Raw genomic sequence first — 24,492 nt, forward strand, 5'->3', positions numbered from 1 at the left:
CGTCAGTATGAAACCCGCCACGCCCAAGCAACCCCATGCCTTATGGCTGGCTGAATTCCGCACTCACGACGAACCAGCTTGGCCACAGCGTCGAGCGATTGCTCTCTATCTACGCGAAATGGATCAGCTCCTCCTCGGACTGGAGGGAGCTGGAGAAGCTGCCGCCACTCGTCGAATTGGCCCTGAATTGGCCTGACATGACGAGAGGGCCTAAATACACCTCTGGAACCCCCGCAGGACAAGCACTTGATCTCCACAGCTAACATCACCATGCAGTTCGGCTCCAAGCCGCTGTTCGAAAACGTTTCGGTAAAATTCAACAATGGCAACCGCTATGGCCTGATTGGCGCCAACGGTTGTGGCAAGTCGACCTTCATGAAGATCCTCGGTGGCGACCTGGAGCCTTCCGGTGGGCAGGTCATGCTTGAGCCGAACACGCGCCTGGGCAAGCTGCGCCAGGACCAGTTCGCCTACGAAGAATTTACCGTGATCGACACGGTCATCATGGGCCACAGCCAACTGTGGAAAGTGAAAGCCGAACGCGACCGCATCTACTCATTGCCAGAAATGTCCGAAGAGGACGGCATGGCCGTCGCGGAGCTGGAAACCGAGTTTGCCGAAATGGACGGCTACACCGCCGAATCCCGCGCCGGTGAACTGCTGCTGGGCCTGGGCATCCCCCTGGAGCAGCATTTCGGCCCCATGAGCGAAGTGGCACCTGGCTGGAAGCTGCGCGTGCTGCTGGCGCAGGCACTGTTCTCGGACCCGGACGTGTTGCTGCTCGACGAGCCGACCAACCACCTGGACATCAACACCATCCGCTGGCTTGAAACCGTGCTCACCGCGCGTAACAGCACCATGGTGATCATTTCCCACGACCGTCACTTCCTGAACAGCGTGTGCACCCACATGGCTGACCTGGACTACGGCGAGTTGCGCCTGTTCCCGGGCAACTACGACGAATACATGACCGCAGCCACCCAGGCGCGCGAGCAGTTGCTGTCGGACAACGCCAAGAAAAAAGCCCAGATTGCCGAACTGCAGACCTTCGTCAGCCGCTTCTCTGCCAACGCCTCCAAGGCCAAGCAGGCCACCTCGCGTGCCAAGCAGATCGACAAGATCCAGCTGGCCGAGGTCAAGCCGTCCAGCCGTGTCAGCCCGTTCATTCGTTTCGAGCAGACCAAAAAGCTGCACCGCCAGGCCGTGACCGTCGAGAAGATGGGCAAGGCATTCGATGACAAGGTGCTGTTCAAGGACCTGGGCTTCACCATCGAAGCCGGCGAGCGTGTTGCCATCATCGGCCCCAACGGCATTGGCAAGACCACCCTGCTGCGTACACTGGTCGGTGAAATGACGCCAGACAAAGGCGAAGTGAAGTGGACCGACAGCGCCGAGGTTGGCTACTACGCCCAGGACCACGCCCACGACTTCGAAGAGGACATGAGCCTGTTCGACTGGATGGGCCAGTGGACATCCGGCGAGCAGGTCATCCGCGGCACCTTGGGCCGCATGCTGTTCTCGAACGATGAAATCCTGAAATCGGTCAAGGTCATCTCCGGGGGTGAGCAGGGCCGCATGCTGTTCGGCAAGCTGATCTTGCAGAAACCGAACGTGCTGGTGATGGACGAGCCGACCAACCACCTGGACATGGAATCGATCGAGGCACTGAACCTGGCGCTGGAAAACTACCCGGGCACCCTGCTGTTCGTCAGCCACGACCGGGAGTTCGTGTCCTCCCTGGCTACCCGCATCATCGAATTGTCTGCCGACGGCGTGGTGGATTTCAGCGGTACCTACGACGATTACCTGCGCAGTCAGGGCGTACTGGGTTGATGCACTGCGGCTGAGCGCTCGGCGGGCTCCGGCACGCCCAGCGCCTGGCCAAAGAACACGGCCGTGTCACGTTGCAGCGAATGGTGGATATGCCGACGGTCTACGCCGTCGGCATCCTTGCACAGCGCCGGCATGCGGGCAGACTGCTCTGCATCGCAGTGGGCCATGAACACGAAATGCCCGGCGCCTGCCAGCAGTCGATAGTCAGGTGAGTCCGGCAGCTTGCGGGCCAAGGCTTCTGCGTTGCGGTCAACAGCCACCAGCTGATCGCTGTCACCACTGTAGATCAATGCGGGCACGTGCACATCGGCCAGGGCATGGCGGCCAAACAGCAGGCTGAGCGGTGCCATGAGCATCACTGCCCCCACCCGCGCATCGGCTTGCGGGGTCAACTCGCTTCGGTCAGCAATCAATACCCCATGGGTTTTGCACGCATCGGCATCGTTGGGGCGTTCCAGGCAGTACTGCCGAAGGCGGTCCAGATCGGGGCGAGCGCCTGACAGTATCAACGCGGTCTCACCGCCGGCCGAGTAGCCGATCACGCCTACCTTCCCTTCATTCAGATACGGCCCCAGCAAGGCATCATCACGCGCAGCGGTGATGGCGGCGCTGATTTGCAGAGGCCGGCCGTACAGATTGCTCAGCGTGCCCAAACGGCTATGGTCGCGCGCGTTGTCGCCAGGGTGCACGACCGCAACCACGACGAAACCCTGCCGTGCCAGCGACGTGGCCAGGTAATGCAGGGCCAATGGGCTGCCGGTGTTGCCGTGGGAAAGTACAAGTAAAGGGAACCGACCCAAGGCAACCGGTGCTTCGTCTGCAACGTCCAGCGGGTAGCCATCCAGGCGGCTTGTGTGTGCCTGACCCGTTGCGGGGTAGAAGGCCAAGGCCTGCATGGGGCGAGCATCCACAGGGTCAGCGAGTGTCATGTGGTGCAACCCGGCTACCCAAGGGCTAGCCTCGGCACGGGCCAGAAGCCCACCGAGCAATGCCAGTGCCATCAAGCAGCGAGTGAGAGTCATCGGCCGAAAGCTCCACGTGCGCCTTTCCTGGTCCAGCATAGCCCTGCCGTGGCCTGCTGCAGGTGAAAACTCGATGAAAAAATGACGGTACAAGGTTGCAGCGGCAGGTTGCATTTGTGCCGGCCATCGAACCCGTGGCATACATGCAGGTCAACCTGAAGTTATCGTCACGCGCCCTTGAAGGAGAGTCGCCCATGAGCAAACACGCCTACGTACCGCCCAAGGTCTGGCGCAACGAAGCAGCATCCGGCGGCCAGTTCGCCAGCATCAACCGCCCGGTTGCAGGCCCCACCCACGAAAAGGAACTGCCTGTCGGCAAGCAACCGCTGCAGCTTTACTCGCTCGCTACGCCCAATGGGGTGAAGGTCACGATTGCGCTGGAAGAGTTACTTGCCCTTGGCCACGAAGGTGCCGAGTACGACGCCTGGTTGATCCGCATTGGAGAGGGCGATCAGTTCTCGAGCGGGTTCGTGCAGGTCAACCCCAACTCCAAGATCCCAGCCTTGCTCGACCAAAGCGTTGAGCCCCCGGTACGGGTGTTCGAGTCAGGGTCAATTTTGCTGTACCTGGCCGAAAAATTTGGCGCGCTGCTGCCACAGGCACCGGCAGAGCGTACCGAAACCCTCAATTGGCTGTTCTGGCAGATGGGCGCAGCGCCCTACCTGGGTGGCGGCTTTGGCCACTTCTACGTGTACGCCCCGGAAAAGATCGAATATGCCATCAACCGCTTCACCATGGAGGCCAAACGCCAACTGGACGTATTGAATCGCCGCCTGGGCGAAAGCCGCTACCTGGGCAGCGAGCAGTACAGCATCGCCGACATTGCCGTGTGGTCCTGGTATGGGCAGTTGGTACTGGGTACCGTGTACAACGCAGCGGAGTTTCTGGCGGTTGACGAATACCCCCATGTATTGCGCTGGGCAAGGGAGATTGCTGAGCGGCCGGCAGTACAACGTGGTACACGGGTAAACCGTACTTGGGGTGATGAAGACAGCCAAGTTGCTGAACGCCATTCGGCCAGCGATCTGGACTGATGTAATATCCTAGGTCGACAGGATGGTCAGCGCTCGATAGAGCGCTGCCACTTTGAGATCGACAACGTTCTACTCGAGAGCTGGCTAATAAAAGTCATGAATAAACTCTGACAGGCCTTTGCTCAATTTGAACAAGTGTTCGCCGCTGAGTAGTCAATGGCACGCATGTAATAAAATCCACCTGTAGCACTCTCAAGATCCTCCCTACCCTGCACGCGCCAACTGTCGCCGCGCCTTGCTGCCTAACACTAGTACGCCAGAAACCCTTATTCAAGAAAATATTGATTTACATTTTATCGCTCGCCATAAGCGCTACGAAAAGTGCATCGTTAAAAGCACATGACGCGAACATCCGGGTTGATTTTTATATTAGGAAAGTTCCTACACCAACTTCCTACAGAAAATTTCCTAACGTCGCGCAATACCAGAAACTTCCTACAAGCATTCTCGGGTTATCCGCAGAGTTCAATATAAGGTTCATCGGGTTCTTTAAAACTGATGCCCTTGGAGTGGCCATGCCAAAGCACCGTGATTTGAGCTACAGCTTTCAAGCGCTGCAAGGGCGAAGTGAGTTCGAGGTGGTCTCATTTGAGTTGGACGAGGCTATCAGCACCCCCTTTCAACTGAAACTCGAACTGGTCAGCTTCGAAGATGATGTGGATTTCGGGCAATTGCTCGACAAGCCGGTGCTGTTTACCCTGTGGCAAGGGGAACGGGCACTGCGTCATGTGCATGGCTTGGTCAGCAGCTTCAGCCAGAGTGAGACGGGTTTCTACCGTACCCGGTACCGCGCATTGGTGGAGCCTACCCTGGCCCGTGCAGCGCTGCGGTCCAACTGGCGGATATTCCAGCAAAAAACTGTGCCGCAGATCATCGAGATCATGCTCAGCCGCCAGGGCATTACGGCGTACGAGTTCAAGTCTGTCGACCAGCATCTGGCGCGGGAGTTCTGCGTCCAGGCGGGTGAAACCGACCTGGACTTCATCGCGCGCCTCGCCGCCGAAGAAGGCTTCGTTTATCGCTTCGAACACACGGCTACAACCCATAAGCTGCTGATCAGCGACAGGGTGCTGGCCTTCGGTCTTATCAGTCAGGGTGTACTCAAAACTGATGAAGCTGATACGCGCTACCAGGAGCCGTCGGATAAAAAACCCTACGAGGTTTTGTACCACAGCAACAGCGGTGGCGATCAAGCCAGCCCCTGCCTGCACCATCTTCGTTACAGCGAGCAGGTACGCCCCGCCCGCCAGGTGCAGCGAGACTACACGTTCACCCACCCGGCCTACCGCCAGGAGCACCTTGAATACGGCACCGACCTGAAGCACCAATCCACTCAGTACGAACGCTTCGACTACCCGGGCCGCTACAAGCGCGATGCAGTCGGCAAACCGTTTACCGCAACCCGGATCACTGCATTACGCCATGACGCCCGTATCGCTGAAGTGGCGGGTGACGATGTACGGCTCCAGCCAGGCTTGAGCTTTACCCTGACCGAGCATCCGCGAGAGGACCTGAACATGCACTGGCGGGTCACCCGCATTCATCATGAAGGGGCACAACTGACCAGCCTGGAGGAAGAAGCGGCCGGGGCTCAACAAGGCACCTGTTACGAACAGCAGGCCGTGCTGGTACCCGGCAGAAGCGAATGGCGGCCGGCGCCCTTGCCCAAACCGCGCATCGACGGCCCGCACATGGCGACAGTAGTGGGCCCCAAAGGCGAAGAAATCTATTGCGATGAATGGGGCCGCGTGAAAGTCAGCTTTCCATGGGACCGCGAGAGCGAGGACAACGAGTTCAGCTCCTGCTGGATACGTGTGTCCCAAGGCTGGGCCGGGGGGAGTTGGGGCTCGATGGCCATTCCACGTATTGGCCAGGATGTGGTGGTGCAGTACGTCAATGCCGACCCGGACCAACCCATGATCACCGGGCGTACCTACTGCGGCAATCAACTGCCGCCCTATGACCTGCCCAAGCACAAAACCCGCATGACCATCAAAAGCCAGACGCACAAGGGTGACGGCTTTAACGAAATGCGGTTCGAGGATGAGCTGGGTCAGGAAGAAGTGTTCATCCACGCTCAGCGGAATCAGAACAATATCGTCAAGCACGACGAGACAACCCGCATAGGTAATAACCGTGAGGAACAGGTTGAACATGATGAGTCCATCGTCATCGGCAACGACCGCAGTGAGTCGGTGGGCAACGACGAGCGGGTAACCATTGGCCGAGATGCCTTTATCGACGGCAAACGCAATCGGGTGATTAGGGTTGGCAAGGACCACACGCTGGAAGTTGGCAATAATCGCTACGACCGGACTGCTGTGAATCATCTGCATCAGGTAGGCGGTCATCAGCAGACCACCGTGCAGGGGTCTGTGCACTTGGTTGCGGGGCAGGACATTCAGCAGGATGCCAGGCGTCTTCTGGTAAGGATACAAGACGAGATCCTGCTAGAAAGCGCGGGTGGCACCCTCCTCATCAACGAGAGCGGTATCACGCTCAAAGGGGTCGCGCTGCACCTCGAAGCCCCGATTGACACGTTGCCCAAAGGTGATGGCAGCGTTCACCCTGCATCAGGTACGCCTGCTCCAGGTGCCGACCTGGACCTCGCATGCGGTATGCGCAGTGATGGCAGTTGCACCCGCACCCCCTGCCCTTGCCGCAAGGTGGGCGCATGATGGACGAAGCGTATGTAAAAGCGGGCTGGCCAAGGCAGCACGTGAAAGTAGTACCACAACCCAACTGGCCTCTGTCGGAACCTGACACTGCATGGTTGCTGTTGAACGGTAACGATATCCCAGCACTGGCGGATACCATCCGTTCGCTGTCCCCACCTGGCGGGCACCATTGGGTGTGGCGAGGTACCCAGCACGAGTACTCAGGCCGCGGTTACCAGGCAGGCCCTTTGTTGGCGCGCCTCAACTGCGCACTCTTCGAGCAATTTATTGCCTGTTGGGGGCCGGACCAGACTGGTTTACTGCTACTGGGGCCAGATCATCACACCCTCCTGTTGCAACAACTTCAGCACGTGAAGCACCTGCGTTCGGCAGACGGCAACACGCTCATGTTCCGCTGGCAAAACCTGCGCAAGCTCGAAGAGCTGTGCGAGGCCTTGCCGCAAGTCACGTTGCAGCGACTGTTCAGCCCGATCCGCCAGATGATCTGGCACGGTGGCTTGGCTGCGCACACCTGGCTGCAGCAGAGCATTGCGCAGGCGACTGCACCGGACCTTTCTCCCCCACCCCCGGTGGTATTGACCAGCACAGAGGAGGCAGCCCTCAACAGCGCCTCGCACGCCTTGTTCATGCGCCGCGCCGAGTACCTGCTGAGTGGATACCTGCAGAAGATTGCCGGCGATCGTACGGCCGATGAGATGCGCGAGTACCTCGCCACGCTTGATGAAGAAGGCAGGTACTTCAGGTTTGAGTTTGAAGATGAGCGCATGTACTACCTGCAACTGCGCCTCTTCTACCCCGTTGAACCCTTCATCGAGGATCGAAAGATCCAAGGCCTGTTGCGTGACACTGAACGACAAGGGCGCCAGCGGGGGGTCGAGATCCTCGGGCGGCTGCGAGAAATCTCCACCCCACGGATCAAGGAAACGGCTTGATGGCCCACCACCCTGTTCTCGCGCTACAACCACCCCACCCGAGCGCCCCCCGGGTAGGCCAGGCGATTGCACCACCTCCCTGCGAGCGGGGGATTCCCTTGTACCCCGTTCGCTACGGAGTTGCCGATCAACCCCTGGACAGGGAGGTTTTCCAGACACTGAGCGTGGACCGCTATCCGCGCCCGCATTCGCCAAAGCCATACGGCCTGAGGCTGCTGCGCCCCGGTAGCTATGTCTACCTGTTCTATTTTCAGCACGGGCGTATGAAGACACGCCATTATCGGGTGACGGAAGACTTCCGCTTTGCGCACCTGTGGTGGACAGTCTACGACTACAACAGCGACATCCCAGGGAGCTGTGCACGCCCAGATGAGTCACGCGCCTCGCATACCGTACTTGCGCCAGAAACCCACATTGCCGATACGGTCTACCTGCTGGTCAGTGAAACACTGCTCAGCCATGCCATTCTGTGGCAGATCGAGCAAGACCAGGGCGGACTGCGCAGCCAGCTGACAACACAAGTCAAGCCCGCCGAGCCGCATCAGCAACCACACGTATTCGATTCTGCTTACGCAGGCAATGTACTGCCTGAACTGCAGAACATCGGTACAACCGGCATATTCACGACGTTTTCCGGCGCCTCAGTCCGGCCGGATTTTGCTGCCCGGTACGGCCAGTCGCTGCGCAACCTGGTACGCAACCTGGGGCCGCGCCCGGGGGTCAGCCCACTGGGGGTGGCGCTGCACGATCCGGTCGGCGTGGTCAGCGAATTGCACCACCTGGTAACACTAAGCGTTGAGCGGAAAACCCGCTTCGCCGGCCAGCACGCCCATCGCCTGCAAAGTGCCAAGTTCATTGCCGGTTACTTCCATAGCGCAGAACAAACAGCGAGCACCAACCCTGATATCGCCGGCGCGCTGAATCGCCAGCGCAAGCTGTTGGACTACAACGGCGCAATGCGCTTTCCCACGTGGTACGCCAAGGAGTTGGCTGAGCACGACACCGCCATCGGAAAACAGGTGATGGACATCATCGCCTGGGTTCGGACCCTCCAGCCAGGTCAGCTATTAAGCCTGGCGTTGAGCACCTTCGACCTAAACGTCAAAGCGGTAGCTGACGCATATGAAGCCGTGGTGTTCGACATGCTAGGTGGCCTGGTTCACTCGGGCGAAGGCCAGCAGCAACTCAACGACGCAGTGATGATGCCGCCCGACACCAGCCCTTTCTGGCTTGCCATCAGCAATGGGAGCCAACTGCTGGCGGACAGAATCAGAGACAAAGGCGGCGAGATCGTCAAGGACACGCTGACGGTACTGGATCAGTACGTGGACGACTATGTAGCAACCCCTGCCACCAACGCCCTGATCGGTCTGCTGCAGGCGCTGCCTGCCAGCCACCCGGCAGATGTGCTGGTTCGGCGTTTGCGGCACGTAGTTGAGGTCCGCTTCAGCGCAACCATCGTGCTGCATGAGATCAGCCTTGCAGAACTGGTGAGGCAGGCTCGGGAGTTTCAGCTGAACCAGGGGCCGGGGAGTGAGTACCTGAAAACATGGGACCTGCCTGAGCCGAAGGTGGGCCGGGTCGATTTTACGGCTCGGGTGAAGGTGTATGAGTGGATCAAGGTGGGTGAGTCTGAATACACGAACATTACAGATGTGGCAAAAAAAAATATCGAGGCACCCAAAATAAACGCTCAGGAGAATATATTTACGCAGAGTCAAAGAGCCATGACCGCAGCACTAGGCCCGGCATTATCAGGACTGGGAGGATACCTGGCAGTAGTTAACTTCATAAAAACAGTTCAAAAAGGCGAAAATTCAGCCAGCCCGCTATTGGGCCTGTCTGAACTCGCCAGCGCAAGCATGACGCTATTGGGCGCAAGTATAGAAATCGGCGGCAACCTTACTGCGCTTGGATTACAAGTGAATGGAAGACAACTTTCAGCAACGTCAGTCAGACATTTTTCGACACGGTTAGGCGTCAACATTTTTATAGTTGGGGGAACTGCCCTAAGCGCGATTATTGATAGCATTCGGGCCTTCAAATCACTTAACAATTACAACCCCGAACAGGCAACGATGTATTTAGGCTCCGCTCTGGCGGGAGGCTTTACAGCTGTGGCCACGTGGGCAGGCGGTAGCGCTGCCGCTGCGAGTCTGATTGCAGGCGCTGCGGTGCCAGTTTTGGGCATGACAACAGGTGCATGGGCAGCGGTAGCATTGCTTGCGCTAGGCGTCAGCATCTATTTCAGTGCAGGAGTAGATAATTTAACGCATGGACCCGCTGAAGCCTGGCTGAAGCACAGTGCGTGGGGGATTCACCATGACAGCTACACCGCGAGTCAAGAACTGGAAGCGGTGCAGAGCCTGTATCACCGCCCACGCATCGCTTCAGAATGGCAACTGAATAGCAGCTCTCAGGTGGGTACACTCTGGATAAAATATCAGACCCCAAGTCAAACAGACAATTCAAGGGGAACTTTTCAAGCCAGATTAGCATTCAAAAAAGATAATCGAAGCCTAAGGAGAATCGATGGCCCCGTCATACTCAATATGGATAAATCATCGTTCAATCCAGATGAAGAGTGCATCGTCACATCTATTTATCATGAAGGCGCGATGCAGGGATGGATGATAGTGATGCACAAAGCGACTAAAGTGTTATTGGAGTATCTCTACACCCCTGACCTAGAGAATCCTGAAAATAGTTTAGCTCAGCCCGACGCACCTGAACCTTTGGTATTTTCCGCCGCGGGTTTATTCACACAGTCAATCGACGCGAGCAAACTGAACATCGTCAATGGTCCAGCCAAATGAGCATAAAACCTTTACCTACTTTTATGCTGGCTGGAAGCACGGTCTTGCATCCTGAGCTGAGCCAGGCTATTACATCTCAACCAAATGCAGTTCGGCGAATAAACAGCACGTGTGTAGAGCTTGAGTCATATGCCAATGTAGCCCTAAGCGGCCATGCCGGCATGTTGGGAGTATCAATATTAATTCCAGTTATTTGTGCAATCACTCTATTAAGCATTGTGGAAATAACTCCAGATATGCTGCTAGCGATCTTGATAGCGAGCCCGATAATACCACTTTTAGCTTTTCTAAACTATTTGGTTATGGGGGCGCACCGGATTCGGGGCTCATACATTCGCGTCAACCGCATTACTCGCAAGGTCTATTTCATTAGCCCCCTGACTCCAGGCAACGTGCATGCCATAGATTGGAATCGACTGGTTGCGCGGGCTGGGCATATTTCTAGAAGATCCTCATACGGCCCCGCTTACCGTCGCCCTCTATTTTTGATAGGCGTAGACTACACCTTGGTCCCACCCACCGAGCTCTGCATTGCTTTCGGCAACACAGATATGCCCGGTGATGAACGTTCAGCACAGACGCTTTGGGGTTACCTTCAGCATTTCATGGAATACGGTGTGAGTGATCTACCCGACTTCGTCGCCCCTCAGAAAAAATTAAGTCGCCGCGATGCCGCGACCCAGCCATATCGCGAGTGGTACACCGGTGTCTGTACCATGTGCGATGGCGCAAATGCTTTATTATGGGCGCCGATTATGATCCCCATTTGGATATTTTTGCTTGCTTTCAAGGCTTATCCAGATAGTGTCGAGGCCTGGATCCAGCACAAGGTTCCTTACACCACATTCCCACACGAAATCGACATAATTTGTGGCTTCGACACCGCCTCACCTGTTTCTTTCGGCTGACTTTTATTCATCCAGCGATTCACAAATGCCGTGGTGCCTTTGTTCTTATAAACCGAAACGCCTATAAACCATGGCGAAACGTGGTGCAGTGCTTGCTTATATCGAGAAGGGACGGCCAGCGTGCAAGAAAAAAATTCCACATCGGACAGGAGGTGATTTTGATATGGAGACTGGACCCCTGAAATACAAAAAAATTAAGCGACTGCCCAAAAGTTTTTTGTTTGGCTGCACACTATTTGAACACAATTCAAGAGGACCATTACCCAAGCACGCTGAGGGCCTAAGACGCGCTAACAACATTTGTGTATCAATACCCAATACCGCCCTCAACCGCAGCCCAAGAACAATGCCCCCCTGCACGCACCCATTTGCCCCTGCGCAAGCCTGCGCCCGCGAACCCCTTCTTGTACACTCCCCGCACTAGCCCCAACCCGCATTTTTGGTGAACGCATGATCGAGGTAACCGAGGTTTCCATTGCCGCACTGCGCGAGGCGCTCGAAGCGGGCCGCACGACAGCAGTCGAATTGGTCAAGGCCTACCTGGCGCGTATCGAGGCATACGATGGCGCAGACACCGCCACTGCCCTCAACGCCGTGGTAGTGCGCAACCCGCAGGCCCTGGCGGAGGCCGAGGCCTCGGACGCCCGGCGTGCGCAGGGCAAGCTGCTTGGCCCGCTCGACGGCATCCCGTACACCGCCAAAGACAGCTATTTGGTAAAAGGCCTGACGGCGGCGTCCGGCAGCCCGGCCTTCAAGCACCTGGTCGCACAGCGCGACGCCTTTACCATCGAGCGCCTGCGCGCTGCCGGCGCCATTTGCCTGGGCAAGACCAACATGCCGCCCATGGCCAACGGCGGCATGCAGCGCGGCGTCTACGGCCGAGCCGAGAGCCCGTACAATGCCGACTATCTGACCGCCCCGTTTGCATCGGGCTCGTCGAACGGCGCTGGTACTGCTACTGCAGCCAGTTTCAGCGCCTTCGGGCTGGCCGAAGAAACCTGGTCCAGCGGCCGAGGGCCTGCGTCCAACAATGGGCTGTGCGCTTATACCCCGTCCCGAGGCGTCATCTCGGTGCGGGGCAACTGGCCGCTCACCCCGACCATGGATGTGGTGGTGCCATACGCACGGACCATGGCCGACTTGCTGGAAATCCTTGACGTGGTGGTGGCCGACGACGCCGACCCTCGTGGCGACCTGTGGCGCCTACAACCTTGGGTGCCCATTCCGGCCCCATCCGAGGTGCGCCCAGCCTCGTACCCGGCGCTGGCCGCCAAGGCCGATGCACTCAAGGGCAAGCGCTTTGGTGTACCGCGCATGTACATCAATGCCGATGAACAGGCAGGCACCTCGGAGAAGCCCGGCATTGGCGGCCCGACCGGCCAACGCATCCACACCCGCGCCAGCGTCATCGCGCTGTGGCAGCAAGCCCGCAAAGCCCTGGAGGCTGCGGGTGCCGAGGTGGTCGAGGTGGCCTTCCCGCTGGTGTCCAATTGCGAGGGCGATCGGCCAGGGGCACCCACCGTGTACAACCGGGGCATCGTCAGCCAGGCATTCTTGCAAGACGAACTGTGGGAACTGTCGGGGTGGGCGTTCGATGATTTCCTGCGCGCCAACGACGACCCCGCACTGAATCGCCTGGCCGACGTAGATGGCCCGCAGATCTTCCCGCACGACCCGGGCACCCTGCCCAACCGTGAGGATGACCTGGCGGCGGGCATGGACCAATACGTCGTCATGGCCGAGCGCGGCCTTAAAACCTGGGACCAGATCGACACCTTGCCAGACGGCCTGCGGGGCCTGGAGAAAACCCGCAAGCTGGACCTTGAAGACTGGATGGACAATCTTGGCCTGGATGCGGTGCTGTTCCCAACCGTGGCAGACGTGGGCCCGGCGGATGCCGACGTTAACCTGGCGTCAGCGGACATCGCCTGGAGCAACGGCGTCTGGGTCGCCAACGGCAACCTGGCTATCCGTCACCTGGGCATCCCCACCGTGACCGTGCCAATGGGCGTGATGGCTGACATTGGTATGCCCGTAGGCCTGACGTTTGCCGGGCGCGCCTACAGCGACAATGCGCTGTTGACCTACGGCGCTGCGTTCGAAGCTACCGGGCTCCGCCGCATGATTCCGCCTCGCACGCCCCCGCTTGGCTGAGCCTCTGGCAACCGTTACCCAAACGGCTATCGCGCAGGTCAACATTTTGTGTAAATATGCACATATTGTTGAACTGCGTGAAACCAATGCCCATCGAACCTAACGACGAACGCCGCATCACCCTGACCGTGCTCAAGGCCGCCTTACAGGCCATGGGGAGCGTCGCTGCGCGGAACATGGAAATTCTCCTGCATGACCTCGAGCAACCGGAGCGATCCGTCATTGCAATCGTCAACGGGCACTTGTCTGGCCGTCGCATCGGCAGCCCTATCCTGGCAGCCCCCGAGCAGGACCAAGGTTTCAAGGCGCTGATGCAGGCTACGGCCGACCAGCGCGGCATTGAGCCTATCGTGCTGCCGGACTACCCGACGCAACTGAAGGGTCGAAGCCTGCGAAGCGCGACAGCCATTTTTCGTGACAGCAATGGCCAGGCATTTGCCAGCCTGTGCATCAACACCGACGTCACCGGCCTGGACGCCGCCATGGCGTTTCTGCAGCAGTTCCAGCCACTGGGCGCGGTGCCCGTCACTCAGGAGGCCGCGGACATCGAGGTGTTGATGGCCGACATAATGCAGGCCGCACTACAGCGCAGCGGCCAAGGCCGCATGACCAAACAAGCCAAGGTCGACGCCGTGCGGGTGATGCAGGAGCGCGGGCTGTTCATCGTCAAAGGCGGCGTAGAAAAAGCCGCCGCCGCCCTGGGTGTGACCCGCTACACCATCTACAACTACCTCGAACAACTGCGCGGAGCCAGCCAGTGACCTTGCACATCCCGACCCCTTTGATCGAATCGCGCCCGTTGTCCCAGGCCTGCGGCAGCAACATGTGGCTGAAACTCGACGCCCTGCAACCCAGCGGCTCGTTCAAGCTGCGCGGCGTGGGCCATGCCTGCGAAGTGCACCACGCCCGGGGGGCCCGTCGCTTCGTGTCATCGTCTGGGGGCAATGCAGGCCTGGCGGTGGCTTATGCGGGGCGCAAGCTAGGCGTGCCGGTGACCGTGGTGGTGCCAGAGACCACCACCGAGCGGGCGAAAGAGCTGCTGCGCCAGGAAGACGCCGAGGTGATCGTCCACGGCAGCGCCTGGCACGAGGCCAATGCCCTGGCGCAAACGTTGGTAGGCGCCGATGCGGCTTTCATTCACCCGTTCGACGACCCATTGCTGTGGGCCGGCCATGCCAGCCTGGTGGATGAGGTGGCGCAAACCGGCTTGAAACCTGATGCCGTGGTGCTTTCGGTGGGCGGCGGCGGGCTGTTGAGCGGCGTGGTCGAGGGGCTGCAGCGCAATGGGTGGGTGGATGTGCCTGTAGTGGCCGTAGAAACCGAAGGCGCGGCGTCGCTGCATGCCGCCATGCGCGCCGGCCACTCCGTGGAGTTACAGCAGCTCACCTCTATCGCCACGAGCCTGGGCGCGAAGCGGGTGGCCGATCAGGCGCTGGCCAGCACCCGGCAGCATCCCGTTGTCAGCCAGTTGGTCAGCGACCACCAAGCCGTGCAAGCCTGCCAACAGTTCTTGCACGACCATCGCCTGCTGGTGGAGCCGGCCTGCGGTGCCGCCCTGGCGCTCGCCTACAGCACCCAGGCGCTGGCCGCGTATCGCACTGTACTGATAGTGGTATGCGGCGGCGCCACAGCCACGCTGGCGCAGATACAGGCCTGGGCTGCTTCAACCCGGCCTCAGTGATAAAAAAGCCCGTGGCAGGCACGGGCAACTGAGCAGCAACGCAGTAACCTGTGTTTCACCCCTTTTTCAGCGCCTGTTCCTTGTGCATGGCCAGGTGCCCGGTCTTGTCACTCTTGACCTCGTATTGCGGCTCGTCCTTTGAACAGTGGCGCTGGCGCCCGCAGAACTCCACATCCTGGGTATGCACTTTGACCACGGTACCGTGGATGGTGCCGGCTTCAGAATTCCACTGCACCTTGTCACCTGCCTTGTATACGTGACTCATCGGTTTCTCCTGACTGCAGGCTTGGGACGATTGAGATCGTCATATCCAGTTGTTTTACTGAGCCCGCTGTCAGCCAAAAAATTCCTTCGCACTGGCCATACCCGGACGAAATGCGATTGCACCCTTTCGGTCTGCAGCAAGTGAAGGCACAATGCGTGTCCTTTTTTTGGCCGGCCTGGCCGGGGGCCTCTAAATGATCAAAACGCCGTACTACCTCATCGACAAAACCAAGCTGCTCGGCAACATGGAGAAGATCGCCTACGTGCGCGAACACTCCGGTGCCAAGGCGCTGCTGGCCCTCAAGTGCTTTGCGACCTGGTCGGTGTTCGACCTGATGCAACAGTACATGGACGGCACCACCTCTTCGTCGCTTTACGAGCTCAAGCTCGGGCGCCAGAAGTTCGCCGGCGAAACACACGCCTACAGCGTGGCGTGGGCAGACGACGAAGTAGAGGAAATGCTGGAGAACTGCGACAAGATCATCTTCAACTCCATCGGCCAACTGCAGCGTTTTGCTGCTCAGTCCGAAGGCAAGGTGCGCGGGCTTCGCGTGAACCCGCAGGTCAGCAGTTCCGACTACGCGCTGGCCGACCCGGCTCGCCCGTTCAGCCGCCTGGGCGAATGGGACCCGGCGAAGATCGAGCAGGTGATCGAGCAGGTCTCCGGCTTCATGTTCCACAACAACTGCGAGAACGGCGACTTCAGCCTGTTCGACAAGATGCTGTCGCACATCGAACAACGCTTCGGCCACCTGTTGCACAAAGTGCAGTGGGTGAGCCTGGGCGGCGGCGTGCACTTCACCGGTGAAGGCTATGCACTGGACGCGTTTTGCGCACGCCTGAAAGCGTTCTCGGAAACCTACGGTGTACAGGTCTACCTGGAGCCGGGTGAGGCCGCGATCACCCAGAGCGCCTCGCTGGAAGTGACTGTGCTCGACACCTTGTACAACGGCAAGCACCTCGCCGTGGTCGACAGCTCGATCGAAGCACACATGCTCGACCTGCTGATCTACCGCCTCAATGCCAAGATGGCGCCCAACGACGGCGAGCACACCTACATGGTTTGCGGCAAGTCATGCCTGGCCGGCGATATCTTTGGCGAGTACCAGTTCGACCGCCCATTGGCCATCGGCGACCGTCTGTCGTTCGTCGACGCGGCGGGCTACACCATGGTCAAGAAGAACTGGTTCAACGGCCTGAAAATGCCATCCATCGCGGTTAAACAACTCGACGGCAGCGTCGAGGTCGTACGCGAGTTCGGTTTTGAAGATTACGTTTCCAGCCTGTCGTAAGACGGGCACAGCGAGTAAGGAGCAACAGGTAAATTGAAGAAGAACGTTCTTATCATTGGTGCAGGAGGTGTCGCCAAGGTGGTGGCCCACAAGTGCGCGCAGCATAACGACGAACTGGGTCGTATTGCCATCGCGTCACGGAACATCTCCAAATGCCAGGCCATCATCGACAGCGTCAAGGCCAAGGGTAGCCTCAAGGTACCCGCCGACATCCAGGCCTTCTCGCTCAATGCCCTCGATGTCGAGGCCACCAAGGCCCTGATCCGCGAGACCGAATCGCAGATCGTGATCAACGTAGGCTCCGCCTTCCTCAACATGTCGGTGCTGCGTGCCTGTATCGATACAGGTGTTGCCTATCTGGACACCGCCATCCACGAAGAGCCGGGCAAGATCTGCGAGACCCCGCCGTGGTACGGCAACTACGAGTGGAAACACCTCGAAGAGTGCCAGGCCAAGAACATTACTGCCATTCTCGGCGTCGGTTTCGACCCGGGTGTGGTGAACAGCTACGCCAAGCTGGCGCAGCAGCAATACTTCGACCGCATCGACTCGATCGACATTCTCGACGTCAATGCCGGTTCGCATGGCAAGTACTTCGCCACCAACTTCGACCCGGAAATCAACTTCCGCGAGTTCACCGGGCAAGTGTGGAGCTGGCAGAACAGCCAGTGGACCAGCAACACCATGTTCGAAGTCAAGCGCACTGACGACCTGCCGGTGGTAGGTTCGCAGAACCTGTACCTGACCGGTCATGACGAAGTGCACTCGATCTCGAAGAACCTCGACGTGCCAAACGTGCGTTTCTGGATGAGCTTCGGCGAGCACTACATCAATGTGTTCACGGTGCTGAAAAACCTTGGCCTGCTCAGCGAGCAACCCGTCAAAACCGCCGAAGGGCTCGAAGTGGTGCCGCTCAAGGTGGTCAAGGCCGTGCTGCCAGACCCGGCCTCGCTCGCCCCGGGCTACACCGGCAAGACCTGCATCGGTGACCTGGTCAAAGGCACCAAGGATGGCCAGCCGCGGGAAGTCTTCATCTACAACGTGGCCGACCACGAAGAAGCCTACGCCGAAACCGACAGCCAAGGCATTTCCTACACCGCAGGCGTACCGCCGGTGGCCGCTGCCTTGCTGGTGGCCCGTGGGGAGTGGGATGCCAAGCGCATGGTCAACGTCGAAGAGCTACCAGCAGAGCCGTTCCTCAAGGCGCTTGACGTGATGGGCCTGCCAACCCGCGTCAAGGATGAAAAAGGCGACCGTCCATGGGACGCTGAAGCCTGAGCAACACCCAGGGGGCGCCAATAAGGCGCCCCTTTCTTTTGGCCGCCATCAGTGCGCCCCTTCGCACCCGCCTCACCCAGGTCATATTAAGTAAACAACGCTGTGCCATGTTCTGACGGTGTTCTCGCCATGGGGCTGTCAGATGAAAGTGTCGGTGTTCGGTACCGGATACGTTGGCCTTACCCAGGCCGTGTGCCTTGCTCAGGTTGGGCATACGGTAATGTGCATGGATGTGGATACGGACCGGGTTCAAGCCCTCGCCCAAGGCAATTGCCCGCTGTTCGAGCCAGGCCTGCCGGCCATGCTCCAGCACAACCTGGCATGCGGGCGCTTGCAGTTTACTGCCGATGCTGGCCAAGCTACCCACCACGCTGCTGTTCTGTTCATTGCAGTCGGCACCCCTGCCCTGGCCGACGGCAGCGCAGATTTGGCCCAGGTAATCAGCGTTGTCGATAACATCGTCGAGCACGCCGTCGGGCCTAAGGTGATCGTCAACAAATCCACCGTACCGGTCGGGACGGTAGACCTCATCAAAGCGCGCATTGGGCAAGCCGTGAGCGATGCCGGCCGCTTTCAGGTGATAAGCAACCCCGAGTTCCTGAAGGAAGGCTCTGCGGTAGACGACTGCATGCGCCCAGAGCGCATCATCATCGGCGGTGCAGGGCCAAACGCGCTTGCACTGCTGCGCGAGTTGTACCAGCCGTTCAGCCGCAACCGGGAAAAACTGATGGTGATGGACGCACGCAGTGCCGAAATGAGCAAATACGCGGCGAATTGCATGCTGGCCACGAAAATTTCGTTCATGAACGAAATGGCCAGCCTGGCCGAGCACCTGGGTGCCGACATCGAGATGGTGCGGCGCGGCATAGGCTCTGACTCGCGTATCGGCTACGATTTCATCTATGCGGGCTGCGGGTTTGGCGGTTCGTGTTTCCCGAAAGACCTGCAGGCCTTGCGCCACAGTGCAGAGCAGGCAGGCTTGCAACCGCAGATCCTGCAAGCTGTTGAGCAGGTGAATGAACGGCAGAAAGGCCTGCTCTTTGCCAAGATTCAACAACATTATCCGGCAGGTATTGGCGGCAAGGTGTTTGCGGTATGGGGGCTGGCGTTCAAACCCAATACCAATGACATCCGCGAAGCACCTAGCCGCGTGCTGCTGGAGGCACTGTGGGCCGCAGGGGCCCGTGTACAAGCACACGACCCGCAGGCCATGGATGAGATCCAGCGGTTGTACGGCGCTCAGCCCTATCTGACCTTGGCAGCCAGCAAGGAGCATGCGTTAGCAGGCGCTGATGCGTTGGTGATCGTCACCGAGTGGCAGGACTATCGGGTCCTCAACCTTGAAACAGTACCCGGGCAACTGGCCGATCGTGTGGTATTCGATGGTCGCAACCTGTACGAGCCCGAACACATGGCCAGCGCCGGCTTGACGTATTACGGCATTGGGCGTGGAGAACGGGTGTCTGCATTCGGCTCTTGATGAAAAGCGTCCGTTTCTGACCAATTTTGTCGGATTTCTTACAGGCGGCTGTCAGGACGCTTGCAATCCGCCCCGGCCCTAAATACTGTATGAATAGTCAGTATCAAGGGTCAGCGCCATGCAACTCATTGCCAAACTCGGCATTCTTGCCGATGCCGCCAAATACGATGCGTCCTGCGCCAGCAGCGGTGCGCCTAAGCGAAATTCGCGGGGTGGTGACGGCCTTGGCGCAACCAATGGCATGGGCATCTGCCACAGCTACACGCCCGACGGCCGCTGCGTATCGCTGCTGAAAATATTGCTGACCAATTTTTGCCTGTACGACTGCCAATACTGCGTGAACCGCCGCTCCAGCAACGTGCCCCGCGCACGCTTCAGCCCCGAGGAGGTGGTACGCCTTACTCTGGATTTTTACCGGCGCAACTGCATCAGCGGCTTGTTCCTGAGTTCCGGCATCATTCGCTCCGCAGACTACACCATGGAGCAGCTGATACGCGTTGCGCGGCTGCTGCGCGAGGAACACAACTTTCGCGGCTATATCCACCTCAAGACCATCCCCGATGCCGACCCGCTGCTGATTGAAGAAGCCGGCCGCCTGGCGGACCGCCTGAGTGTGAATATCGAACTGCCAACGGACGAAAGCCTCCAGCGCCTGGCGCCAGAAAAGCATGCGCACACCATTCGCCAGGCCATGGGGGTGATCCACCAGGGGCAGCAGGCGGTGGCGAACGAGCCGAAAGCACCGCGCTTTACGCCCGCCGGTCAAAGCACCCAGGTTATCGTGGGAGCAGACAGTACCGATGACAGCACCTTGCTGCGCAATGCCGAATCGCTGTACCAAGGCTATGGGCTCAAGCGTGTGTACTATTCCGCCTTCAGCCCCATCCCCGACAGCCCGGGCAGCGTACCGCTCGCGGCGCCGCCGTTGTTGCGTGAGCATCGGCTGTACCAGGCTGACTTCCTGTTGCGCGGTTATGGTTACAAGGCTGGGGAGCTGCTGGGCCAGGCCGGGAACCTGGCCCTCGATATCGACCCCAAGCTGGCTTGGGCCCTAGCTAACCGGGAGGTATTCCCGTTGGACGTGAACCGTGCCGAACCCGCCCTGCTGGCACGCATCCCGGGTATTGGCCTGCGCAGCGTGCAACGCTTGGTAGCGCTGCGGCGAGAGCGGCGCATTCGTTACGACGACCTCATTCAGCTGCGCTGTGTGCTGGACAAGGCCAGGCCCTTCATCGTCACCAGCGATTACCGCCCAGCCCAGGCCGAATTGCGCAGCGGGCTGTTGCGCGCCCGCCTTCGTGAGCCGCAGGCACCTGTGCAAATGGGGCTCTGGGGGTGATAGCGCTGGATTGCGACAACCTGTTCAGCACCTGGCGCTCGCAGGCGCGGATGCTGTTGAGCCATGGCGTCGATCCTTCACAGGCCACCTGGTCCCAAGGCCCGGTGGCTGATCTGCTGGCAGAGGCAGTGGCGCTACCTGAAGTTCAAGGGCCGTTCCGCGCATCCATCCCCGCTGCCTTGCTTGGCCAGCTGGAGCAGGCCTCCCGTTATCACGGGGAACAACGCTGGAATTTTCTGTACGAGGTGCTGTGGCGCGTGGCCCACGGCGACCGTACCGCGATGCTGGCGGGTGATCGCCTGGGCAGTGAACTGCACCGGCGTATCAAGCAGGTAAGCCGCGAGGCGCACCATCTGCATGCGTTTCTGCGCTTCGTACCCCTGCCAGAATCATTGGTGGGGCCTTTGCAACTGGACCTGGTGGCCTTCCATGAGCCGGCACACGATATTCTGCAAAGCGCCAGTGGGCATTTTGCAGACCGGCTGGGGCGCTTGCGCTGGTTGATCGCAACACCTCGGGACGGCATTCGGTTCGATGGCCAGGCGTTCGATTATCAAAGGCAGTGCCCTGCGCTATGGCAGCAGTGGGCGCGCAATGCTGAAGACCCAGGCGCCGAACTGTGGCGTACGTATTATCGCCACACGTTCAACCCAGCCAGGCTCAACCCGGATGCCCTGCGCTTGCACATGCCAGGCCGGTTCTGGCGGCATCTGCCGGAGGGCATGCTCATTCCCCAGCTCGAAGGCCTGGCGCGGCAAGGTAAACAGCGGGATGGGCAGGCTCAGGAAGTGGCGGCCCAGGGCGGGAAAACGATCAGCGCCATTAAGCGTGAGGTGTTGGCCGCAAAGCCTCCGACTCAGTGACTGGCACCGGCTTCGCCGGTGTTTGCGGGTAAACCCGCTCCCACAGTGATTGCGCCAGCTTTGAGATCTTGTGGAAGACAGTTGCTACCACAGGTTGCCCCGCTGCTGACTCAACAAATAAAGCCGGCTTGCAGGTAATGCAATGCAGTGCAGCGCGGCCCGCCAGCCTCAACCGAACAACCGCTCCAGGCAGCCAATACGTTTCTTGTACACGCGGCGCGCCTCCAGTGCCTGGTCCATGGTCACAGCCAGAAACCGTGCCTGTTGGTTGGGTTGCATCTGCCCCACCAGGTCCAGGTCAGCACTGATCACCGTGCCGATCATGGCATAGCCCCCGCCAGACACCGCATCGCGGTGCAGAATGATGGGCTCCAGCCCTGCCGGCACCTGGATTGAACCGATGGGGTAACAGCTGTCGACGATATTGGACGGGTCAGACCCTGCGCCGAAGGGCTGCTCCCGCGGCTGGAAGCTCAAAGCGCCGCCCCCTTTGTAGCGGTAGCCAATACGATCAGCCTCAGAGCCTACCGTCCAGGCGTCCGTGAAAAATCGGCGGGCCGCTGACTCGGTCAATCGGTGGTAGTACAGGCCCGGCACCACCCGCAGCACCACCTCGCCCCCCAACGCCTGGCGCAGGGCCATGGGCAGGCTGGCATTGACGCGGCCCTTGCCGCTGGGTGCGCCCACTGCAAGGTCGTCCCCGGCCATCAGCTTGCGCCCCTGAAAACCGCCCAGGCCACCCAACGCGTAAGTGGAGCGGCTGCCCAGCACCTCGGGCACATCGATGCCACCGGCCACTGCCAGGTACGCCCGAGCGCCCGCCGTCGGGAAGCCAAACCGCAGCACCTGCCCCGCACGCACGGCGAACGAAGTATCGGGGCGCTGCTCACGGCCGTCGACCAGCACGGCCATCTGCGCACCACACACTGCCACCAAGGCATCCTGTACAAACTCAAGCTCAGGCCCCACCAGCGCGCATTCGATGCAGGCGGCGCCAGCCGGGTTGCCCACCAGGTGGTTGGCGGTTCGCAGGGCGTACTGGTCAAGCGCGCCCGACGGTGGAATGCCTAGGTGATAGAACCCCTCGCGCCCCAGATCTTGCACAGAGCTGGCCAGGCCGGGTTTGAGAACCTTGATCATGCCAGTGCCTCCTGCAGCGACTTGGGGTACCCCGCAGGGTCTTCCAGAAAGGCATCCAGGGAGAACGCCACCGGGCGGATGCGCAAATCGAAAATCCCTTGCTCCACCTCCGCCACCGCCTGGTCGTAGGCGGCACGGTCCATGGGTTTGAACTGCACGATGTCACCGGGGCGGAAAAACACCATGTGTTCCTTCAAATAGCCAAGCGCTTGCTGAGGGTCATAGATGGGTGCGGGCGTGACGCCAAACATCTGATAACCCCCTGCCCCACGTACCGAATAGATGCAACCGAAGCAGCCACCGTGGCCCAGGGTAAGCCTGGGGGTGTCGGTGCGCGGGCGCAGGTACTTCGGCACCTGTAATTGCCGCTCGCGCTCCACCATCTGGAACATGAACGGCAGGCCCGCCACAAAGCCGACCATGGACACGAACCAGGGCGCGCCGCTGTGGGCCTCTATAAACGCATCTACCCCCTGCAGGCCATTGATCCGGGCAGCGTATTCGAGGTCAGTGCTGTCTGGGTCTTGATGGCGGTCGCGAAAGCGCATCAGGGTTTCGTGGGTCCAGGGGTCGTTGTACAGCACCGGAATTTCGATGATGCGAGTGTGCAGCGAGCGTTCGGCAACCGCCTGGGTCTCGGCGCCCTGTACGGCCTGCAGCAGGGCCTGCGGTGCAATGCGGTCCGGGTCGAAGCGGATCTGGAACGAGGCGTTGGCCAGGCAGATGTCCAGCACACCGTCTAGGTCAAGGCGCTCCACCGCACGGGTGATGGCCATGCCTTTGAAAAAGGCCTCGAGCGACATACTGTCGCTCACTTCGGCGAACAGGTGCTCGTCAGCGCCGAAGCTGTAACGGACGGGGGTTGAAGCGAGCGATTCGGCCATGACTGTTCCTTTTTTGGAGTCTTTGTAGAAAGGCAGGCAAAAGCAACTGTGGCAGGCTCCGGCTTGTATGCGCCGGCTAGCCGTGTTTTCTAGCGTGGCGCACGCACTTCGATGCCCGCGACCCTCAGCGCCTCACGGGTAGCTTCAACCAGGTCCAACGCCCCAGGCGTGTCGCTGTGCAGGCAGATGGAATCGAATGCGATTGCCAGGTCCTGCCCCTCGACAGTGCGCACAACACCCTGCTGGCAGGCCCGCACCACGCGCTCGGCAACGGCTGCAGGTTGCAATGCGCGAACATTGCGCGTGAACACGATCGAGCCGCTCGCATCGTACTCGCGGTCGGCATAGAACTCGCGAATCACAGGCTGGCCGAGCTGTTGAGCGATACGGCAGATTGCCGAGCCCGGCATGCAGTACAGCAGCAGGGCTGGCTCGACCGCCTGCAGGTTCTGCACCAGTAAACGCGCGGCTTCTTCGTCCCGTGCCAAGTGCATGTACAGCGCCCCATGGGGCTTGACGTGCTGCAGGCTTACGCCTTGGGCGCGGGCGATCTCACGCAGTGCCCCTAGTTGGTAGAGGATGTCGTCTACCAGCTCCTGAGCCGTGGCGTTGATATGGCGGCGCCCAAAGCCAACCAGGTCGCGAAACCCCGGGTGCGCCCCAACCGCCACCCCAAGCGCCTTGGCCCGGGCAACAGTGCGGCGCATGGTGCCTGGGTCTCCGGCATGGAAGCCGGTCGCGATATTGGCCGAGCTGATATGCGTCATCAGTTCGTTGTCCACGCCGTCGCCGATAGTCCAGGGCCCGAACCCTTCACCCATGTCGGAATTGAAGTCCACCACCTGCATAAGCCTGCCTCCCGGCACTTGTGACTGCATGCCTGCCACGGTAGAT

General features: G+C 59.8%; 19 protein-coding genes. 14 read left to right on the forward strand and 5 right to left on the reverse strand.

Going from position 1 to position 24,492, the window contains the following annotated elements; translation table 11 throughout:
• Nucleotides 1–246 precede the first annotated feature (246 nt).
• Nucleotides 247–1,833 (forward strand): ABC-F family ATPase, encoded by a 1,587-nt coding sequence (locus IAE33_RS10765; protein ID WP_028634169.1) that lies wholly within the window; start codon nucleotides 247–249, stop codon nucleotides 1,831–1,833.
• Here IAE33_RS10765 and IAE33_RS10770 read toward each other — a convergent pair.
• Entirely contained in the window at nucleotides 1,815–2,855 is a 1,041-nt protein-coding gene (locus tag IAE33_RS10770) for an alpha/beta hydrolase family protein (RefSeq protein WP_201163491.1), read from the reverse strand. The two genes, IAE33_RS10765 and IAE33_RS10770, sit on opposite strands and share 19 nt — an antisense overlap.
• A 194-nt stretch (nucleotides 2,856–3,049) precedes the next feature.
• Between IAE33_RS10770 and yghU the strand changes: the two genes are divergently transcribed.
• The 8 genes from yghU to IAE33_RS10810 all read left to right on the forward strand — a co-directional run bounded on the left by yghU (nucleotide 3,050) and on the right by IAE33_RS10810 (nucleotide 15,058).
• The gene (gene yghU / locus IAE33_RS10775; RefSeq protein ID WP_201163492.1) at nucleotides 3,050–3,889 is read left to right on the forward strand and encodes a glutathione-dependent disulfide-bond oxidoreductase; all 840 of its coding nucleotides are present in this window, start codon (nucleotides 3,050–3,052) and stop codon (nucleotides 3,887–3,889) included.
• A gap of 515 nt (nucleotides 3,890–4,404) precedes the next feature.
• A complete protein-coding gene (locus IAE33_RS10780; RefSeq protein WP_201163528.1) occupies nucleotides 4,405–6,567 on the forward strand; it encodes a type VI secretion system Vgr family protein in 2,163 nt (720 codons plus the stop codon).
• The gene (locus IAE33_RS10785) at nucleotides 6,567–7,499 is read left to right on the forward strand and encodes a DUF4123 domain-containing protein (RefSeq protein WP_236406386.1); all 933 of its coding nucleotides are present in this window, start codon (nucleotides 6,567–6,569) and stop codon (nucleotides 7,497–7,499) included. The genes IAE33_RS10780 and IAE33_RS10785 overlap by 1 nt, the downstream gene beginning before the upstream one ends.
• Nucleotides 7,499–10,315, forward strand: coding sequence for a toxin VasX (locus IAE33_RS10790; RefSeq protein WP_328804854.1), 2,817 nt, complete (start codon nucleotides 7,499–7,501; stop codon nucleotides 10,313–10,315). Before IAE33_RS10785 ends, IAE33_RS10790 begins: the two co-directional genes overlap by 1 nt.
• Nucleotides 10,312–11,223, forward strand: a complete 912-nt coding sequence (locus IAE33_RS10795) for a DUF6708 domain-containing protein (protein ID WP_201163495.1) — start codon at nucleotides 10,312–10,314, stop codon at nucleotides 11,221–11,223. The genes IAE33_RS10790 and IAE33_RS10795 overlap by 4 nt, the downstream gene beginning before the upstream one ends.
• A 450-nt stretch (nucleotides 11,224–11,673) precedes the next feature.
• Entirely contained in the window at nucleotides 11,674–13,377 is a 1,704-nt protein-coding gene (locus IAE33_RS10800; RefSeq protein WP_201163496.1) for an amidase, read from the forward strand.
• Nucleotides 13,378–13,463: 86 nt separating this feature from the next.
• On the forward strand, nucleotides 13,464–14,138 hold the full coding sequence (locus IAE33_RS10805) for a helix-turn-helix transcriptional regulator (protein WP_201163497.1): 675 nt from the start codon (nucleotides 13,464–13,466) through the stop codon (nucleotides 14,136–14,138).
• Nucleotides 14,135–15,058, forward strand: coding sequence for a pyridoxal-phosphate dependent enzyme (locus IAE33_RS10810; protein WP_201163498.1), 924 nt, complete (start codon nucleotides 14,135–14,137; stop codon nucleotides 15,056–15,058). Before IAE33_RS10805 ends, IAE33_RS10810 begins: the two co-directional genes overlap by 4 nt.
• A gap of 55 nt (nucleotides 15,059–15,113) precedes the next feature.
• On the opposite strand, the gene IAE33_RS10815 is transcribed toward IAE33_RS10810, so the two are convergent.
• Nucleotides 15,114–15,323: a DUF2945 domain-containing protein gene (locus IAE33_RS10815; protein WP_201163499.1), complete on the reverse strand. Its 210-nt coding sequence runs from the start codon at nucleotides 15,321–15,323 to the stop codon at nucleotides 15,114–15,116.
• A 193-nt stretch (nucleotides 15,324–15,516) separates the two neighbouring features.
• On the opposite strand from IAE33_RS10815, the gene nspC reads away from it, so the two are divergent.
• From nspC to IAE33_RS10840, 5 genes are all read left to right on the forward strand, one after another.
• Nucleotides 15,517–16,614, forward strand: coding sequence for a carboxynorspermidine decarboxylase (nspC, locus tag IAE33_RS10820; RefSeq protein ID WP_060483342.1), 1,098 nt, complete (start codon nucleotides 15,517–15,519; stop codon nucleotides 16,612–16,614).
• A gap of 33 nt (nucleotides 16,615–16,647) precedes the next feature.
• Nucleotides 16,648–17,892 (forward strand): saccharopine dehydrogenase family protein, encoded by a 1,245-nt coding sequence (locus IAE33_RS10825; RefSeq protein WP_060483341.1) that lies wholly within the window; start codon nucleotides 16,648–16,650, stop codon nucleotides 17,890–17,892.
• A gap of 142 nt (nucleotides 17,893–18,034) precedes the next feature.
• Complete coding sequence (locus tag IAE33_RS10830; protein ID WP_201163500.1) at nucleotides 18,035–19,372, forward strand: UDP-glucose dehydrogenase family protein; 1,338 nt, start codon at nucleotides 18,035–18,037, stop codon at nucleotides 19,370–19,372.
• Nucleotides 19,373–19,490: 118 nt separating this feature from the next.
• A complete protein-coding gene (locus tag IAE33_RS10835) occupies nucleotides 19,491–20,711 on the forward strand; it encodes a putative DNA modification/repair radical SAM protein (protein WP_028634179.1) in 1,221 nt (406 codons plus the stop codon).
• Nucleotides 20,702–21,574 (forward strand): TIGR03915 family putative DNA repair protein, encoded by an 873-nt coding sequence (locus IAE33_RS10840; RefSeq protein WP_201163529.1) that lies wholly within the window; start codon nucleotides 20,702–20,704, stop codon nucleotides 21,572–21,574. The genes IAE33_RS10835 and IAE33_RS10840 overlap by 10 nt, the downstream gene beginning before the upstream one ends.
• Nucleotides 21,575–21,742: 168 nt before the next feature.
• Here IAE33_RS10840 and IAE33_RS10845 read toward each other — a convergent pair whose 3' ends face one another.
• From IAE33_RS10845 to IAE33_RS10855, 3 genes are all read right to left on the reverse strand, one after another.
• Nucleotides 21,743–22,714 (reverse strand): biotin-dependent carboxyltransferase family protein, encoded by a 972-nt coding sequence (locus tag IAE33_RS10845; RefSeq protein WP_201163501.1) that lies wholly within the window; start codon nucleotides 22,712–22,714, stop codon nucleotides 21,743–21,745.
• Nucleotides 22,711–23,598, reverse strand: coding sequence for a 5-oxoprolinase subunit B family protein (locus IAE33_RS10850; RefSeq protein ID WP_201163502.1), 888 nt, complete (start codon nucleotides 23,596–23,598; stop codon nucleotides 22,711–22,713). Before IAE33_RS10850 ends, IAE33_RS10845 begins: the two co-directional genes overlap by 4 nt.
• Nucleotides 23,599–23,687: 89 nt before the next feature.
• On the reverse strand, nucleotides 23,688–24,446 hold the full coding sequence (locus tag IAE33_RS10855) for a 5-oxoprolinase subunit PxpA (RefSeq protein WP_201163503.1): 759 nt from the start codon (nucleotides 24,444–24,446) through the stop codon (nucleotides 23,688–23,690).
• Nucleotides 24,447–24,492: the final 46 nt, after the last annotated feature.

It is taken from the genome of Pseudomonas sp. S60, assembly GCF_016647865.1.
In the GTDB taxonomy this organism is placed as follows: Bacteria; Pseudomonadota; Gammaproteobacteria; order Pseudomonadales; family Pseudomonadaceae; genus Aquipseudomonas; species Aquipseudomonas parafulva.